This is a genomic window from Haematospirillum sp. 15-248, assembly GCF_012102665.1.
In the GTDB taxonomy this organism is placed as follows: Bacteria; Pseudomonadota; Alphaproteobacteria; order Rhodospirillales; family Rhodospirillaceae; genus Haematospirillum.
Window position 1 is genome coordinate 58,851 of the sequence record NZ_JAAVTF010000002.1, and the last position, 15,103, is coordinate 73,953.

Sequence of the window (15,103 nt, forward strand, 5' to 3'; positions counted from 1 at the left end):
CTCTTCCGCGTATAGCTGTTGCATATTAACGCATAATGGTTGTGCTCTCCGGTCACCCCGGAACAGAAAAATAAAAAGGGATCTGTCTGTTTTGCTATCCAGTACCAGTGAACAGGTGATCAGGCAGGTGCAGGGCATGCGCGTGGCCCTGCTGCCGGTTGTCAGCCTGCACAGTGCACGCTGTATCGGGTACGAAGCTGTTTTGGTTGATGGCAGCGACGACACAGGATCTGCGCAAGGTCTCCAGCCGCTTTTCGTGCAGGCTGCTGCTGCCGGGGTTTTGCCCGATATTACGGTCGAGGTATTCCGGTTGGCCCTGCATGCGTTTGTGCAGTGCCCCCGGTGGGAGGAACACCGGCTGTTTGTCAGCATGGATGTGCGTGTCCTGGGGTGTTCGGATCGTCTGGCTCCACAGCTGGGTGCGTTGATGGAATCCTGTGGGGTCGATCGCGGTCGTGTGGTTCTGGCACTGGAAGCCCATGGACCGGTTCGGGTTTGCGATGAGGCTATGGAAGGCCTGAATGCTCTGCGGGCTGTGGCCGGTCGGGTTGCCATCAGTCATTTCGGTACCGGGTCGTCCGGTCTCCTGCTTCTGTTCCTGGCCAATCCGGATTATATCCAGCTTGACCGTTTCTTTATTACAGGCGGCCTGAGCAGCAGCCGTCGCCGCATTTTCCTGGGGCACATGGTTAACCTGGCCCATCTTCTTGGGGTTCGAGTCATGGCCCGGGGTGTCGAGACCGAGCAGGAGTATCTGGCTTGCCGCGAGGCCGGTCTTGATTTGGTTCAGGGCCCCCTGTTCGGTGCGGAGTCCGATCGCTGTTGTCCTGATATGGAGCAGGTGCTTGCCCGTGCGCGGGATATCAACGCCCGTGACCGCCGGCGTGCGGAAACGGACCAGGATCTGGTCCAGGCCCGCATCACCCGTATTCCCCCTATCCCGGAAGATGCGCAGCTGGCCGATGTGCTGGAGCGGTTCCGTCTTGACAGCACCCACACGTTTTTCCCGGTTGTGTCTCGCGACGGAGAACCGCTGGGCCTGGTGCGCGAACAGACGCTGAAGAATTATGTGTACGCGCCGTATGGCAAGGAGCTGTTGTCGAACAAGGGCTATGCCCGTCAACTGCGGGATTTTCTCTGGCCCTGTCCAGTAGCCGATATCCGGACCAGTGCGGAGAAGATCCTGGAGATTTTTTCGGCTGACGAGGATTCCGAGGGTATCATCATTACTGCCGACGGATGCTATGCCGGCTTTTTGTCTGCCCGTTCCCTGCTGCGGCTTCTGAATGAAAAGAACCTGGCCGTGGCGCGGGACCAGAATCCGCTGACCCGCTTGCCGGGCAATACGATGATCAACGCATACATGGCCCGGGTGATGGAGGACAGCCAGTCATCCTGGTGTGTTGTTTACTTTGATTTTGATGGATTCAAGCCGTTCAACGACACCTATGGATTCCGGCAGGGGGACCGGGCGATTGTCCTGTTTGCCAATCTTCTGGTGCGCGATCTGCGTCGTGATGATGTGTTTATTGGCCACATCGGTGGTGATGATTTTGTTGCCGGGTTCCGCAACATCAGCCCTGAAATGGTCCTGGAGCGCGTGCGCGATCTGACCGCGTGTTTTCGTCGAGATGTCGAAAGTTTTTATGATCCGGATGCCCGCCGCAACGGCTACATTGTGGCTTCTGACAGAAACGGGACCCGGCAGTATTTTCCGCTTCTGTCCGCTTCGGCGGCGGTTGTGCACATTCCACAAGGGGCCGGGGGGCGTTGCTGTGATCATCTGGCCGAGACCATGGCCCGGCTGAAGTCGGAAGCCAAGTCTGCGCCAGACCGGATTGTTGTGGCCTGTCTGGGGGAACCGGTCCGCAGGGCTAGCGTCCCTCTCGCCACCATGCCAGAACCAGTGTTCCCAGAATAAGTATTGCGGCCACGCCAGCGGGTAGCAACGGTGTCGTGTGCACGCCGCTGCTGATGTGGGCTTCGTTGCGGCGCATGCCGATCCAAGACGGACCGCCATGGCGTCTTGCGTCGGGGTCGATGCTGCGCAGCTGTGGCACGCCGTCCTGTGCCAGCCAGATGATGCTGCCTCCGGCTGCCTGACTCAAGGGGGCCAGCATGCGGTCGGTGGTGATCAGGGAGGCACGCTCCGGGCTGGTGCCGGTTCCCGATGCGGTGACAATGCGGCGGCTTCCATCATCAACAGACCAGATTCCCGGCTTGGTTGCTTCTGTCTGCACCTGTTCCCGTCCTGGCGCGACCGTGTGCAAGGTGGCGGTGACCTGGTTTCCGTCCGGGTCGGTGATGGTAACTCCGTGCCGGTTTGCCGGCGGGTCGGACAGGCTGCGCCGGGTTATTGTCATGATGCCGGTATCGGGGGCGATGGCCGCATGCAGGGATTCTTCTTCCAGCGCGGGTTCGGCCAGCAGCCAGTTAACCAGCCGGCGCAGCAGCTCGGCCTGTGGTCCGCCACCGTCCCAGCCCCGGGCCCACAGCCACAGGGTATCGGACAGAATGACTGCGCTGCGGCCTTTTTCCACACGTTCCAGAACCAGAAGGGGGGCTTCCCGCGGGGCCCGCATCAGGGTTGTTCCCCGGGCTGTATTGGCTTCAACATACTGCAGCCAGGCCCCCCACGATGGAGCTTGGCCCTGCGTTCCGGAATCCGGCAGGCCGGCTGTAACCGGGTGGCGGAACCCGACCGGGTCCAGACCTGGTACAAAGCGCGAGCGCACCGTGCGCCCGGTTGGCTGGGCCGGAATAACGCTGGTCAGGGGTGACTCCGCCAGACTGCCGGCACCGGCGAATTCGGGACCGGCGGATAACAGCAAGGCCCCGCCATTGCGGACATAGGCCGACAGGCGTTCCAGAAACAGTCCCGGTACCAGGGATCGACGGGTGTAGCGATCAAAAATAACCAGGTCGAAGTCGGCCAGCCGTTCCTCGAACAGCTCCCGGACCGGGAATGTGATCAGCGCCAGCTCATGCAGGGGGGTGCCGTCGTCCTTGGCCGGGGGACGCAGGATGGTAAAGTGCACCAGGTCAATGCCGGGGTCGGCCTTCAGCAGCCGGCGCCAGGCGCGTTCCCCGATTGCCGGCTCGCCCGAGACCAGCAGGATGCGGACACGATCGCGGATGCCGTTGATCGCCAGGGCGGTCCGGTTGTTGGTGGTGTCGGGTTCGCCTTCAAGGGGCGGAACAGACAGGCCGACAACGGTCTGTCCTGCATGGGTCAGCGGAATGGCAAGATCCTGTTTACGCCCGGGGATCACCATCCGTACCTGTGGCGGGTCGTTGTTGATGCGTACCGTCAGGGGAATGGGCGAGGACCGTTCTGCAACGCCGGTGTCGTATTCTGAAATGGTAATGCTGATGGTGGCTTCCCGTCCGATCAGGCCGAAGTCCGGGGCGGAGTCGATGTGGATCCGCCGGTCCTTCTCCCCCGGGGCCCCGGTCAGAAGGGTGTGAACCGGGGCCTTGATCCGGCTTGCCAGCGCCTGTACCGCGTCCGGGTCTGATGGCATGTCGTGCACCTGCCCGTCGGTTACCAGCACAACGGCGGCAACCGGCTGGCCGGCCAACCCGGCGACAGCTTGTTCCACCGCTCCCGTCAGCCGGGTTCCGTTCTGTCCCTGGCTGTTGACCATGACGGTGTGTGTCCGGACATGGGCATGCTGGCCGATCCGGGCCTGAAGCATTTCCACGGTGGAATCCCGCAGGGCAATGCGTTGCCCGTGCTGCATGCTGTCGCTGTCGTCCAGGACCAGCAGCACAATGTCATCCACCGGTTCCCGTGTTTCATGCACCAGGACCGGCCCGGCCAGAACAGCGCACACCACACAGGCCGGCAGAAGGCGCCATATCTCCCGGCGGCCCGATACGATCAGGCCGGGCAGGGTCAGGGCCAGCATGACCACAAACGCACCGCCGGTCAGCCACAGGGGCAGCAGCGGTTCCAGGGACAGGCTCGCCATGTCGTTGACCGGTATCATTGGGTCAACCTTTCCAGAATGGCCGGCAGATGCACCTGATCGGCCTTGTAGTCACCGGTCAGGGCGTACATCACCATGTTGATCCCGCTGCGCAGGGCCAGCTCCCGCCCGCGTTCGCCCGGAGGCACCATCGGCAGGACCGGGTGTCCCCGGCGATCGGAGGCCCATGCCCCGGCCCAGTCGGCACTGCTGGCGATAACCGGCGAAACCCCTTCGCCACGGGCGGCCTGTTCCCCGATCCACACATCGGCACCGGCAATGCGTCCGGGCAGGTTTGGCAACAGGTAAAAGCTGCGGGTCAGAACGTGGTCTTCGGGCATGCGCCGCAGGGGAGGCAGGTCCAGTGATGCCATCACTGTTCGCAGGGCGGCGGCGTTGTCAGGATGGCGTCCGTCCAGAACAAGCAGCCCGCCCCGTTCCAGATAGCGCGCGACACGGTCCCGCGTTTGTGTCGGAACCCCCACTGCACCGGGTTCGACCGGCCAGTAGATAAGGGGATAGAATTCCAGGGTATCGGTGTGCGGGTTGATCCGGCGTGGCTTGGCCAGCTCGGCCGAGGTGCGCAGGGCCAGCGCCCCGGTCAGACGTTGCAGTCCGGATTCAGTCAGGATGTCGATATCGACATCGCCGGTGGCAACCCAGGCCAGGCGTGTGTCCAGGGCATCGGTTATGTCGGGATTGTCGGCAGCGTCAGCCCGTGTTGCAGAGACAAGGGGAAGCAGGACCATCAAGGCCAGCATGGCCCCTGTCCGGCGCAAACCCTGCAACAGGCATGATCGCACGGCGGGCAGGGCATGAATCAGGCTGTCTGCCAGCAGCAGGGCCAGGGCCATGCCCAGCAGCAGCGGGCCAAGCCTGGATGCCATGCGGGTGGCTGCAGTGTCTCCGGCTATTTGTACGCGGATGCCATCTGGCCACCGGGTGCGTGCGTCCATCGCGGTTGTGCGGGTCGCCAGGGACAAGGCTTGCCGGTTGCCGGGGATGCCGTACCACCCGGGCGGATGCTCCGGCCCGACTGTGATGCGGGTTCCGGGTGTCTCGGTTGCGGCGGGAAGCGGCTTGACCCCCGCGCCCGGGGTGACAGGCTGCCCGTAACCATCCAGCACCTGCCACGGCGGCAGCGGTGTATCGCGGGATGCTGTTTCGGTGGTTCCGGCTCCCAGTCCTGCCAGACGATCCAGCAGGGCCGGGAACAGGCCGGACAAGGGCAGGGTGGTCCAGTCTGTGTTGGCCGATGTGTGGATCAACACAATCCATCCCGCCCCGGACCGCAGCCCGGTGATCAGGGGGGTTCCGTCACGCAGGCGGGCCCAGGTCCGGCTTTCCGTTTCCGGGCCGGGGTGGGCCATCAGCTGGGTGGAAACCGTAATGCCGTCCGGTACGGTCAACCCGGACAGGGGGCTGGTGCTGTCGAAGGGGGCCAGGGGCAACGGCTCCTGCCAGCTCAGCCCTTTGCCCATGAAGCGTCCCCCGGTGCGCAGCGAGACCGGCAACAGCGCCGTATCACCCCGTTCGGCCAGGGTCGTATCGGCAAACCGGATCAAAACCCCGCCCTGGTCCACCCATTGCGACAGGGGTTCCACTTCGCTGTCCGGAATGGTGCCACCCGGTATGACCACCGTTGACAGCCGCCGTGCCAGCAGTGTTGTCACCGACCCCGTATACACGGTCAGCGATCCGGCCAGCGCCCGTTCGGCATACCACGACCCTGACAGCAAAGGCAGGCTGTTGTCTCCCCGCGTGACCACACCGGCCGGCAGGCGTTGCCAGCGGTCGTCGGTCAGCTGGACTGCCCCGGCTCCAAGCGGGATCCCGCCGGGATCGGTGATGTCCAGGCGGGTGACAAGCGGGATCAGGTCCGGCTCCAGGTCCAGGGTGATGGTTGCTTCCGTTGTTCCGGCTGCCAGGGTCAGTGGCCGGGAAACCCGCACGGTGCCGTTCCGGTCCAGACCTCTGGCCACCAGGGTGCGTGGGGGCAGCTGTCCGTCATCCGGGCGTCGGGCGGTCAGCTCAATGCCCGTTGCGGTGCGTTCCGGCGGACGCAGCAGAACGGCGGTCCGTGTTGGCGGTGCCAGCAGAACGGCTACCGGACCGCGCTGCTGCAACAGCATGGCGGCTTCGTCCTGTTCCGGATGCTCCAGGCTATCACTCAGCCACAGGGTTTCCACCGTATCAGGAACCGTACCGGGGCGGTTCAGCCATGCTGCAAACGCCGCGTAGTCGGGATGATGGGGTGCCGGTGCCATCCGGCGCAGCCACGCCCGTGCATCGGCGGCAGAGCCAGGAGGGGACGCCGCCGGATACGATTCCCCCGGGCGCAGGGTGGTGGCCACAACCTGAACCGGACGCGACAGGGATGCGGCATCATCCAGAACGGTGTTCAGGGCACGGGTCCGGTCCTGCCATCCGGCTGCGGCGGCCCAGCCGGTATCAACCACAACCAACAGCGGCCGGCGGCTTTCTGCCGGCAGGCGTGCATCCATGACCGGGCCGGCCAGCCCGGCCAGGACCAGGGCCAGGATCAGCACCCGCAGCAGCAGGATCCATAACGGCGTGCGGGCCGGGGTAATGGTGCCCGGGTACATGTCGGCCAGCAGGCGCAGCGGCGGAAAGGTCATGTGCCGTTCCGGCGGCGGGGTGATGCGCAACAACCACCACACAGCCGGAAGGATGGCCAGCCCGGCCAGTATCCACGGGTTCAGGATGCTCAGGGTTCCTGTCAGCATGGCCCGCCTGTCATCCGGTGTGTTCCCAGCCTGCTGTGCAGGCCCAGCAGGACCGGCTCCAGCGAGCGGTCGGTATGGTGCAGGCTGAAGGTCCACCCGAACTGCATGGCAATGGTTTCCAGGTGGCGGCGGTGTGCTTCCAGACGGTGGCAGTAGGCCTCGCGGATATCCCGGACCCGGGATACCAGAAGGCCCGGTGTGCCCACCTGTCCGGGCTGGAAGAAGCGGATCTGCCCGTCAAAGGGCAGGTTTTCCTCGGCCGGGTCCAGAACCTGGACCAGATGACCGCGAATGCCGGCCCCGGTCCAGGTGCGCAGGGTGTGTTCCAGGGTGTCGGGCGGGTCTAGGAAATCGCCGACCAGGATCACCAGGCTGTGGCGCAACGTTCCCGGGTCCGGAGCGGGCAGGGCCCGTTCTGTTTCCGGTGCCGGTGTTTCCAGATGTGTTGCCATGCGGATCAGGGCCGGGCGTCCGCTGCCGGGGGGCATGCGCGGGGACAGAAGGGCAACCTGTTCCCCCGCCCAGAGTCCCAGACAGGCCAGGGTCAGGACCAGCAGCCGGGCATGGTCGCGCTTTTCCGGAAGATGGGGGGATGAATGCCAGGCCATCGACGGGCCATCGGCACACCAGAACCACAGGCTGCGTGCCGAGACCTGTTCCTGCTGGCGGATATGCAGGTTGTCCCGCCGGGCACTCTGGCGCCAGTCGATGGCCGAGGTGGTATCCCCGTTCTCCCAGGGGCGGAACTGCCAGAATGAATCTCCGTAGCCGGCGGTCCGTCGTCTGTGGTTGCCCCCGCGCAGGGTGGCGGCAGCCTGTTCGGCTTTCAGCAGCAGCGGAGGCAGGTTTGCCGCCAGTCCTTCCGCCCGGTGATACAGTGACAGCGCCCCTGGTTTCACGGTCTTCCCCCCGTTCAGGCTGCGGCTGCCGGTGTTTCCAGATCCGCGACCAGGGCACGGACAACCGCGTCCACGGTGATGCCGTCGGCCCGTGCGGCAAAGGTCAGCGCCATGCGGTGCCGCAGGACCGGAGCAGCCAGGGCGGTCACGTCAGCTTCCGATGGTGCAAGCCGCCCGTCCAGCAGGGCGCGTGCCCGTACAGCCATGGTCAGCGCCTGGCTGGCCCGTGGCCCGGGTCCCCAGGCCACGGCGCGGCGGACCATGTCCAGATTGCTGCTTTCCGGTCGTCCGTTCCGCACCAGGGCCAGAATGGATTCCACCACCCGTGTTCCAACCGGCATTCTCCGCACCAGGTCCTGCGCGGCCATCAGGTCTTCGGCGGTCATGACCGGGTGCAGGTGTGTGGTGGTGGTGCCCGTGGTTGCGATCAGCATCTGGCGTTCGGCATCCAGGTCGGGGTACCCGACATCCACCTGCATCATGAAGCGGTCCAGCTGGGCTTCGGGCAGGGGATAGGTTCCTTCCTGCTCGATCGGGTTCTGTGTTGCCAGCACATGAAACGGAGCCGGCAACCGGTGGGTCTGCCCGGCAATGGACACTTCATGTTCCTGCATGGCCTGCAGCAGTGCGGACTGGGTGCGTGGCCCGGCGCGGTTGACCTCGTCGGCCATCAAAAGCTGTGTAAATACCGGCCCGGGTACAAAGCGGAACCAGCGGTGCCCTTCCGGTGCGGTGTCCAGGATTTCCGATCCCAGGATGTCGGCCGGCATCAGGTCGGGCGTAAACTGGATCCGCCGTGTTTCCAGGCCCAGAACCTGCCCCATGGCCTGTACCAGGCGGGTTTTGGCCAGCCCCGGTACCCCGACCAGCAGCACATGGCCCCCGGCCAGAAGTGTTACCAGGCTTTCATTGATCACTTGGTCCTGGCCAAAGATAACCGATGCCACGGCCCGGTGCGCGCGGGATACCAGCTCCATCAGCTGGTCCTGTCGTTCAGTGGACAGGGGCGGAGGGGTGACAGAACCGGGAAAGGACGAATTCGGGTTGTTCATAATGCCTTCTCCACGCTTTCCTGGTATAATCCGCCGTCCGGGCTGGACAACGAGGGGACAGGGCCCATGGGCCACCACGATCACGATGCTGAACCTGCCGATGCCGTACTGCGCAGTTTGGTGCCTGACAGCTGCGGTGATCTTGGTCTGTCGATCGACCGCAATGGCGACTGGTTTTATCTTGGCTCCCCCATTCGTCGTCCGGAACTGGTCCGCCTGTTTGCCTCGGTCCTGTCGCGCGATGCATCTGGTACTTACTGGCTTGTCACCCCGGCAGAGCGCGGCACCGTCAGCGTAGCCGATGTTCCCTTTGTTGCCGTGGACATGACCGTTGCCCATCCCGGCCCGGATCAGGTCATCAGCCTGCATACCAACGTCGATGACGTTGTGGTGCTTGATGATGCCCATCCCCTGCGTATGGCGCGCGACCGTGCGACAGGATGCCCCCTGCCTTATATCTACATCAGGAAAGGGCTGGAGGCACGCCTGAGCCGCCCGGTGTATTACCGTATGGTCGATCTGGCGCTGTGCGTGACTGTCGCGGCATCATCACAAAAAGCCGCTCCGGGCGGTGCCGGTCCCGATACGGTCGGGGTGTGGAGCTGCGGGTCTTTCTTTCCGCTGGGACAAACCGGACCATGATTTTTTCACGCGACCGGCTGGTCACCATGCTGGAGCAGGGGTACGGAACCGGCTTGTCTTCCGATGAGGATGCGGATCCTCTTTCTGGTGGTGATACGCTGTGCCCGGCGGCGGTTCTGGTTCCGCTGGTGTGCCATCCGTCGGGCTGTACGATTCTGCTGACCCGCCGCACCGATCATCTGGACCATCACGCCGGGCAGATCGCCTTCCCCGGTGGAAGGCTGGAGGCCGGGGACAAGGATGCCGTGGACTGTGCCCTGCGTGAAACCGCCGAGGAAACCGGGCTGGACCGTCGCGGTGTTGATGTGGTTGGCCGTCTGGATGACTATCGCACCGTGACCGGATTCCGGGTGACGCCGGTGGTGGGTCTGCTTGCCCCGCCGCTGGGTCTGGATCCGGACCCGGGCGAGGTGGCAGAGGTGTTCGAGGTTCCACTTGATTTTGTCCTGGATCCCCGCAATCACAGGCAGAATCAAACTATTGTCAATGGACAGAGCCGCCTTTTTTATTCCCTGTCGTGGAATGACTATTATATATGGGGGGCAACGGCCGGCATGTTGGTCAACCTGTCACGTGTTCTGAACGGTGGGGCCGTGGATCCAGGGTCGGGAAAAGGTGATAGTGTGTAATGATCCAGTTCGTGGTCACGGTTCTGTTGCCGTTTCTGGTGCCTCTGGTTGTCCTTGTGCTTTGGGTCCGGGTGCGGGCCCGCTGGGTGGAACGTCATGGCGGTGCGGTGCCGCCGCTTGAGAAGGGAGCCTGGTTTGTGGCCGTTCTGGCAGGTTTCATCCTGGTCATCCTGTCGCTGGTTGTTGTGGCCCTGATCGAGCCAGCCGGCCAGCCCGGTGATGCCTATACACCGCCAAAGCTGGTGGACGGGCGAATTGTCCCCGGCGGGTTCGGGGCGAAATGACCGCGTCCGCCCCGGAGGAACCCCGTCGGGTCTGGTCACGCCGGGAACGTCCTCCGTGGGGTCAGCTGGGTCCTGTTCCCTGGCTGTCGTGGCCGGAAACCAGGGCGGTTGTGGATGCCCTTCAGGCCGAAGGATCCACCGTGCGCTTTGTTGGCGGCTGTGTCCGTGATGCCCTGCTGGGGGTTATGCCGCGCGATATAGACTTGGCCACCCCCGATCCGCCCGATACGGTGATCCACCTGCTGGAACAAGCCGGCCTGCGCTGTATACCCACCGGGCTGCAACACGGTACCGTGACCGCCCGGGTGGGGGATCACAGTTTTGAAATCACCACCCTGCGGGAAGATGTGGAAACGGATGGCCGGCATGCCGTTGTGAAATGGTCGTCCTGCTGGATGGCCGATGCGGCCCGGCGTGATTTTACTATCAATGCCCTGTCGGCAACCCCGGACGGTGCGGTCTACGATTACTTTGACGGTCTTGAGCACCTGTCGCATGGCCGGGTGGTGTTTGTGGGCCGCCCGATGCAGCGTATTGCCGAAGACTGGCTGCGGATCCTGCGGTTTTTCCGCTTTTATGCGCGCTTTGGCCGCCCCCCGGCCAGCGCGGGTGCCCTGTCGGCTTGCCAGGCGCTGGCCCCTCATCTAAAGGAGCTGTCGGCCGAACGCATCCGTGATGAACTGATCGGCATCCTGGAAACGCCGGCCTGTACCGATGTTCTGTTGCTGATGCGCGGGGCCCGGGTGCTGGAACAGGTTCTGCCCGAAGCCGGGGCATTCGGGCGGTTGCGTCAGCTGGTGTTCCTGGAAACACGGGGCCTGGTGATGGATGGCGTTGAACCCGATCCCGTGCGCCGGCTGGCTGCGGTTTTGCACACCGATCCACACACCGCCATGCAGGTGGCCCGCCGCTTGCGCCTGTCATCGCATCAGATGCAACGCCTGTCCGTTTTGTCCGATATCACGCCTTGCCCCGACCCGGATGGGGGAGAACCCCTTCTTCTTCAAGCCCTTTTCAGTCTGGGGCGAAAGACGGTGGTGGACATGATCCTTCTGGTGTGGTCCTCTGAGCGCGACGGAGAGCACAGGCTGTGTCCCCGGCGCAGCGCTTTGTGGCAACGTGCCCTGGATCTGGCCCTGTCGCTGCCCGTTCCGTCATTCCCCCTGAAAGGCCGGGATCTTTTGGCCAATGGATACCGGTCCGGGCCACTTCTTGGCCAGGAGCTGGCGCGACTTCAGGGGGAGTGGCTTCACAGCGGGTGCCGGCTGGACCGTGCTGCCCTTCTGTCATCCCTGCGTCCCCCGTCGCCGGACCCCGAAGCAGGGTGAGGCCACCCCTTCGGCTTTGCGCCGGGTCGCTTCAGTCCTGGTTGTTGATGCGGGCGAACGCGGTCAGCGTGTTGCGCAACAGGCAGGCAATGGTCATCGGCCCGACCCCGCCGGGCACCGGGGTGATGGCCCCGGCAACGCGGGCTGCTTCGTCAAAGGCAACATCGCCGGTCAGGCGGGTCTTGCCGCCCTCTGCCGCAATGCGGTTGATCCCGACATCGATAACCGTGGCCCCGGGCTTGATCCAGTCGCCGCGGATCATGGCCGGACGCCCGACGGCTGCCACCAGAATATCGGCCTGGCGGCAGATGGCGGGCAGGTCACGGGTGCGGGAATGAGCCACGGTCACGGTGCAGCTTTCCTGCAGCAGCAGCTGGGCCATCGGCTTGCCGACAATGTTGGACCGCCCGACCACCACGGCCTGCAGACCAGTCATGTCCCCCAGAACATCGCGCAGCAGAAGCAGACAGCCGAGCGGGGTGCACGGCACCAGCCCTTTGCCGCCGGTGGCCAGCAGCCCGGCGTTGACCGGGTGGAACCCGTCCACATCCTTGTCCGGGCGGATGGCGGCAATAACCCGGTCGGCATTGATATGTGCCGGCAGGGGAAGCTGGACCAGAATGCCGTGAATGGTCGGATCATCATTCAGGCGGGCGATTTCTTCCAGCAGGTCGGTTTCTGTCAACGTGGCAGCAAAGCGGCGTTCCACCGATTTCATGCCGCATTCTGCGGTCTGGCGCGCCTTGTTGCGGACATAGACATCGCTGGCCGGATCATCGCCAACCATCAGGACCGCCAGCCCCGGCACGGTGCCAAGGCGGTCTTTCAGGCGGCCAACCTCGGTCGCGATGGACTGGCGCAGGGATGCGGCAAAGGCCTTGCCGTCGATCAAACGGGCAGAAGGATCAGTCATGGTGGCAATATCCCGGTAATGTGGGGGATCAGAATGGCAGGGTCGCCGGAAATCTGTACGGTCTTGCGGCGGTCCGTCGTGCCGGAAACAATGGAAAAGGTGCTTTTCGGCAGTTTCCACGCCTTGGCCAGCAGGGCAATCAGTGCCGTATTGGCCTTGCCGTTTTCTGGAACGGCGGTGACTGACACTTTCAGCACCGGCGTTCCGTCCGCTTCCAGGGCGCGGGACCGGATGGCATTGGCCCCGGCTTTCGGGGTCAGGCGCACCACCAGCCGGATTCCATCAGCCGTGGGCTTGAGCAAAAGAGAATGATCCGGGGCTTCAGAACAGGGCACGGAGAACCAGCTCGTGCAGACCCGGGAGAACAGAGGCCCGGACCAGCATAATGGCGAAAAACAGAACCAGCGGCGACAGATCCAGGTTGCCCATGATCGGAAGGACCCGGCGGATCTGTTCCAGGACCGGTTCGGTCAGGCGGTGGACAATATCACTGATGGTCCGCACCGCGCCGTTGCTGTAGTTCAGGACATTGAACGCAAACAGCCAGCTGAGGATGACCGAAGCAATCACGATCCATTCATAAAAATTCAGGATCGCGTCCAGAACCTGAAAAAAACCACTGACAGCCTGCATGGAGTTGTTACCTGTCGGCCAAACCGTAAAACACGGCCTTACCCTAGCGGGATGACCCCTGCGGTGCAAGGGAAACAGACACGGCCATCGGGCTGTCGGTGCAGGGCCAGAAACGGTCTTGACAGTCAAGGGGGTTCCGGGGATTATCCGCATCCCTTTTGCATGACGGGGCTGTAGCTCAGTTGGGAGAGCGCGTCGTTCGCAATGACGAGGCCAGCGGTTCGATCCCGCTCAGCTCCACCATAATATCCAAAGGCCCGGCCATAACAAGTCGGGCCTTTGGGCATTCAGGCCCATAAAAATGCTCTCAGGGTGGAAGCAGGGCCGTCCGTGCTGCGGCCATAATGTGGCGGGTCAGGTCATCCAGAGCGGTTGACGCCGCCCGGGCCTGTTGCCAGTGCAGCGGTACATCCAGCGGGGTGTCGGGCACCAGCTCCACAAGGGAGCCTTCCTCAAGATGTTCGGCAATCAGCGCCTGTGGATGCAACCCCCAGCCCATGCCGGCCATAGCGGCGGTTGCAAAGGCCTGTGGCGAGGGCAGCGTGTGCCGGGGCAGATCAACGTTCCGGTGGCACAGGCGCCGGGCCCAGCGTGCCTGCAGCTCATCCTTGGTATTGAACACCAGGCTGGGGGCACGGGCCAGGCTTCCTGATCCCACACCATCGGCGAAATAATGCCGGATAAAGGCCGGGCTGGCGGCCGCGCGGTAGCGCATGGCTCCAAGGGGCTGGCTGTTGCATCCGGCGGCAGGCCGGGCAGAGGCAGTGACGGCGGCCAGAACCGATCCATTGCGCAGCCATTCCATGGTGTGGTCCTGATCATCCACGGCAATATCCATCAGCACCGGGGCCTGTGCGGCAAAGGCCGCCAGGGGAGGAGCCAGCCAGGTCGCCAGACTGTCGGCATTGACCGCAACAGGCAATGCAACCCGGGTCATGCCTTCGGGCGCCAGAGCTGGCAGCGTGTCCTGAAGATCCTGTTCCAGAAGACGCACCCGGTCCATGTGCTGGCACAGACGCCTGCCGGCATCGGTTGCCCGGCACGGCTGGTCGCGGATCACCAGGGCACAGCCCACACGTTCCTCCAGCTGGCGGACGCGCTGTGAAATGGCCGATGGCGTGACGTGCAGGATGCGTGCGGCCCGCTCGAAGCTCCCTTCCCTGATAACAGTTGCCATGACATACAGGGCGGTATAGTCCAGCATAAGATTAGTTTTCCTTAACTGAATAAAGAAAAGTGAGTTTGCCTTTATTCCCTGCGCCGGGCAAGGTCAGGCCGTCGTAACCTGATTTTGACTGAGAGTGTGTTGTGGGATTCCTTTCCTTTTCCATGCCGGCCTTTACCCAGGGGCTGGCCCTGAGCATGGGGTTGATTGTCGCGATCGGGGCGCAAAATGCCTTTGTGTTGCGCCAGGGTCTCCGGCGCGAGCATATGGGCAGCGTGGTGCTGTTCTGTGCAACAGCCGATGCCGTGTTGATTACGGCTGGTGTGATGGGCATGGCCGAAGCCTTGGGGAATCGCCCCGCACTGGCGCATGCGCTGGCTTTGGCCGGTTCCGCCTTCTTGCTGGTCTATGGGTGGCAGGCCTTGCGCCGGGCCCGGCTGTCACAGGCCCTCAGGGCCGATACAGGCGGGGCCGGGCTGGGGCGGGGGGCTGCCTTGGCCCAGGCGGCTGCCTTTACGTTCCTCAACCCCCATGTGTACCTGGATACGGTGCTGCTGGTGGGAAGCATCGGTGCCCAGCATCCATCGTCGTTGCAGGTCTGGTTTATCGCCGGAGCCTGTGTGGCCAGCATGATCTGGTTTGTGTCACTGGGGTTTGGTGCGCGCTGGCTGGCCCCCTGGTTTGCCCGTCCTGTGGCCTGGCGTTTTCTGGATGCCTTTGTCGGGGTGACAATGCTGACCATCGCGGGTCTCTTGATCCATCGCGTTCTGACGGGGTTCTGAGGGTCTGCGCGTGCAAAAGAGCATTCTGTTCCTGCCTTGTGGGGACATTTGCTTCAGT

The 15,103-nt window shown here is 63.7% G+C and carries 14 protein-coding genes and 1 tRNA gene; 7 read left to right on the forward strand and 8 right to left on the reverse strand.

Features of this window, described 5'->3' with window-relative positions:
- Positions 1-136 precede the first annotated feature (136 nt).
- The gene (locus tag HEQ72_RS03270; RefSeq protein WP_168022548.1) at positions 137-1,921 is read left to right on the forward strand and encodes a bifunctional diguanylate cyclase/phosphodiesterase; all 1,785 of its coding nucleotides are present in this window, start codon (positions 137-139) and stop codon (positions 1,919-1,921) included.
- Here the strand turns inward: HEQ72_RS03270 and HEQ72_RS03275 are convergent.
- From HEQ72_RS03275 to HEQ72_RS03290, 4 genes are read right to left on the reverse strand one after another with little or no spacing between them, the layout of a single operon-like run.
- The gene (locus HEQ72_RS03275) at positions 1,875-3,992 is read right to left on the reverse strand and encodes a hypothetical protein (RefSeq protein ID WP_168022549.1); all 2,118 of its coding nucleotides are present in this window, start codon (positions 3,990-3,992) and stop codon (positions 1,875-1,877) included. The two genes, HEQ72_RS03270 and HEQ72_RS03275, sit on opposite strands and share 47 nt — an antisense overlap.
- The gene (locus tag HEQ72_RS03280; protein WP_168022550.1) at positions 3,989-6,718 is read right to left on the reverse strand and encodes a DUF4159 domain-containing protein; all 2,730 of its coding nucleotides are present in this window, start codon (positions 6,716-6,718) and stop codon (positions 3,989-3,991) included. Before HEQ72_RS03280 ends, HEQ72_RS03275 begins: the two co-directional genes overlap by 4 nt.
- Positions 6,712-7,617: a DUF58 domain-containing protein gene (locus HEQ72_RS03285; RefSeq protein WP_168020296.1), complete on the reverse strand. Its 906-nt coding sequence runs from the start codon at positions 7,615-7,617 to the stop codon at positions 6,712-6,714. The genes HEQ72_RS03280 and HEQ72_RS03285 overlap by 7 nt, the downstream gene beginning before the upstream one ends.
- Before the next feature lie 14 nt (positions 7,618-7,631).
- A complete protein-coding gene (locus tag HEQ72_RS03290; protein WP_168020294.1) occupies positions 7,632-8,669 on the reverse strand; it encodes an AAA family ATPase in 1,038 nt (345 codons plus the stop codon).
- 66 nt (positions 8,670-8,735) lie between these two features.
- Between HEQ72_RS03290 and HEQ72_RS03295 the strand changes: the two genes are divergently transcribed.
- From HEQ72_RS03295 to HEQ72_RS03310, 4 genes are read left to right on the forward strand one after another with little or no spacing between them, the layout of a single operon-like run.
- On the forward strand, positions 8,736-9,311 hold the full coding sequence (locus tag HEQ72_RS03295) for a DUF1285 domain-containing protein (RefSeq protein WP_066134417.1): 576 nt from the start codon (positions 8,736-8,738) through the stop codon (positions 9,309-9,311).
- Complete coding sequence (locus HEQ72_RS03300) at positions 9,308-9,940, forward strand: CoA pyrophosphatase (RefSeq protein ID WP_168022551.1); 633 nt, start codon at positions 9,308-9,310, stop codon at positions 9,938-9,940. The genes HEQ72_RS03295 and HEQ72_RS03300 overlap by 4 nt, the downstream gene beginning before the upstream one ends.
- Positions 9,940-10,224 (forward strand): DUF6111 family protein, encoded by a 285-nt coding sequence (locus tag HEQ72_RS03305; protein WP_168020290.1) that lies wholly within the window; start codon positions 9,940-9,942, stop codon positions 10,222-10,224. The genes HEQ72_RS03300 and HEQ72_RS03305 overlap by 1 nt, the downstream gene beginning before the upstream one ends.
- On the forward strand, positions 10,221-11,552 hold the full coding sequence (locus HEQ72_RS03310; protein WP_168022552.1) for a CCA tRNA nucleotidyltransferase: 1,332 nt from the start codon (positions 10,221-10,223) through the stop codon (positions 11,550-11,552). The genes HEQ72_RS03305 and HEQ72_RS03310 overlap by 4 nt, the downstream gene beginning before the upstream one ends.
- A 31-nt stretch (positions 11,553-11,583) precedes the next feature.
- On the opposite strand, the gene folD is transcribed toward HEQ72_RS03310, so the two are convergent.
- Genes folD through HEQ72_RS03325 form a run of 3 tightly spaced genes read right to left on the reverse strand, consistent with a single transcriptional unit; the run spans position 11,584 to position 13,098 of the window.
- Positions 11,584-12,465 carry a bifunctional methylenetetrahydrofolate dehydrogenase/methenyltetrahydrofolate cyclohydrolase FolD gene (folD, locus tag HEQ72_RS03315; RefSeq protein WP_168020286.1) on the reverse strand — a complete coding sequence of 294 codons (882 nt, stop codon included), beginning with the start codon at positions 12,463-12,465 and terminating at the stop codon, positions 11,584-11,586.
- Complete coding sequence (locus HEQ72_RS03320; RefSeq protein ID WP_322099469.1) at positions 12,462-12,800, reverse strand: DUF167 family protein; 339 nt, start codon at positions 12,798-12,800, stop codon at positions 12,462-12,464. Before HEQ72_RS03320 ends, folD begins: the two co-directional genes overlap by 4 nt.
- Positions 12,787-13,098 (reverse strand): YggT family protein, encoded by a 312-nt coding sequence (locus HEQ72_RS03325; RefSeq protein WP_168020285.1) that lies wholly within the window; start codon positions 13,096-13,098, stop codon positions 12,787-12,789. The genes HEQ72_RS03320 and HEQ72_RS03325 overlap by 14 nt, the downstream gene beginning before the upstream one ends.
- Before the next feature lie 167 nt (positions 13,099-13,265).
- On the opposite strand from HEQ72_RS03325, the gene HEQ72_RS03330 reads away from it, so the two are divergent.
- Positions 13,266-13,341 (forward strand) — tRNA-Ala (locus tag HEQ72_RS03330).
- A 64-nt stretch (positions 13,342-13,405) separates the two neighbouring features.
- On the opposite strand, the gene HEQ72_RS03335 is transcribed toward HEQ72_RS03330, so the two are convergent.
- Positions 13,406-14,302, reverse strand: coding sequence for a LysR family transcriptional regulator ArgP (locus HEQ72_RS03335; protein WP_168022553.1), 897 nt, complete (start codon positions 14,300-14,302; stop codon positions 13,406-13,408).
- A 104-nt stretch (positions 14,303-14,406) separates the two neighbouring features.
- Here HEQ72_RS03335 and HEQ72_RS03340 point away from each other — a divergent pair, with 104 nt between their 5' ends.
- Positions 14,407-15,045 (forward strand): LysE/ArgO family amino acid transporter, encoded by a 639-nt coding sequence (locus HEQ72_RS03340; RefSeq protein WP_322099470.1) that lies wholly within the window; start codon positions 14,407-14,409, stop codon positions 15,043-15,045.
- The last annotated feature ends 58 nt before the right edge of the window (positions 15,046-15,103 follow it).

Excerpts from the sequence above, each read along its gene's own strand:
- HEQ72_RS03270 (WP_168022548.1), top strand. The coding sequence starts at position 137 with ATGCGCGTGGCCCTGCTGCCGGTTGTCAGCCTGCACAGTGCACGCTGT.
- HEQ72_RS03280 (WP_168022550.1), bottom strand. The coding sequence starts at position 6,718 with ATGCTGACAGGAACCCTGAGCATCCTGAACCCGTGGATACTGGCCGGG.
- folD (WP_168020286.1), bottom strand. The coding sequence starts at position 12,465 with ATGACTGATCCTTCTGCCCGTTTGATCGACGGCAAGGCCTTTGCCGCA.
- HEQ72_RS03275 (WP_168022549.1), bottom strand. The coding sequence starts at position 3,992 with ATGATACCGGTCAACGACATGGCGAGCCTGTCCCTGGAACCGCTGCTG.
- HEQ72_RS03295 (WP_066134417.1), top strand. The coding sequence starts at position 8,736 with ATGGGCCACCACGATCACGATGCTGAACCTGCCGATGCCGTACTGCGC.
- HEQ72_RS03335 (WP_168022553.1), bottom strand. The coding sequence starts at position 14,302 with ATGCTGGACTATACCGCCCTGTATGTCATGGCAACTGTTATCAGGGAA.
- HEQ72_RS03325 (WP_168020285.1), bottom strand. The coding sequence starts at position 13,098 with ATGCAGGCTGTCAGTGGTTTTTTTCAGGTTCTGGACGCGATCCTGAAT.
- HEQ72_RS03290 (WP_168020294.1), bottom strand. The coding sequence starts at position 8,669 with ATGAACAACCCGAATTCGTCCTTTCCCGGTTCTGTCACCCCTCCGCCC.
- HEQ72_RS03310 (WP_168022552.1), top strand. The coding sequence starts at position 10,221 with ATGACCGCGTCCGCCCCGGAGGAACCCCGTCGGGTCTGGTCACGCCGG.
- HEQ72_RS03300 (WP_168022551.1), top strand. The coding sequence starts at position 9,308 with ATGATTTTTTCACGCGACCGGCTGGTCACCATGCTGGAGCAGGGGTAC.
- HEQ72_RS03305 (WP_168020290.1), top strand. The coding sequence starts at position 9,940 with ATGATCCAGTTCGTGGTCACGGTTCTGTTGCCGTTTCTGGTGCCTCTG.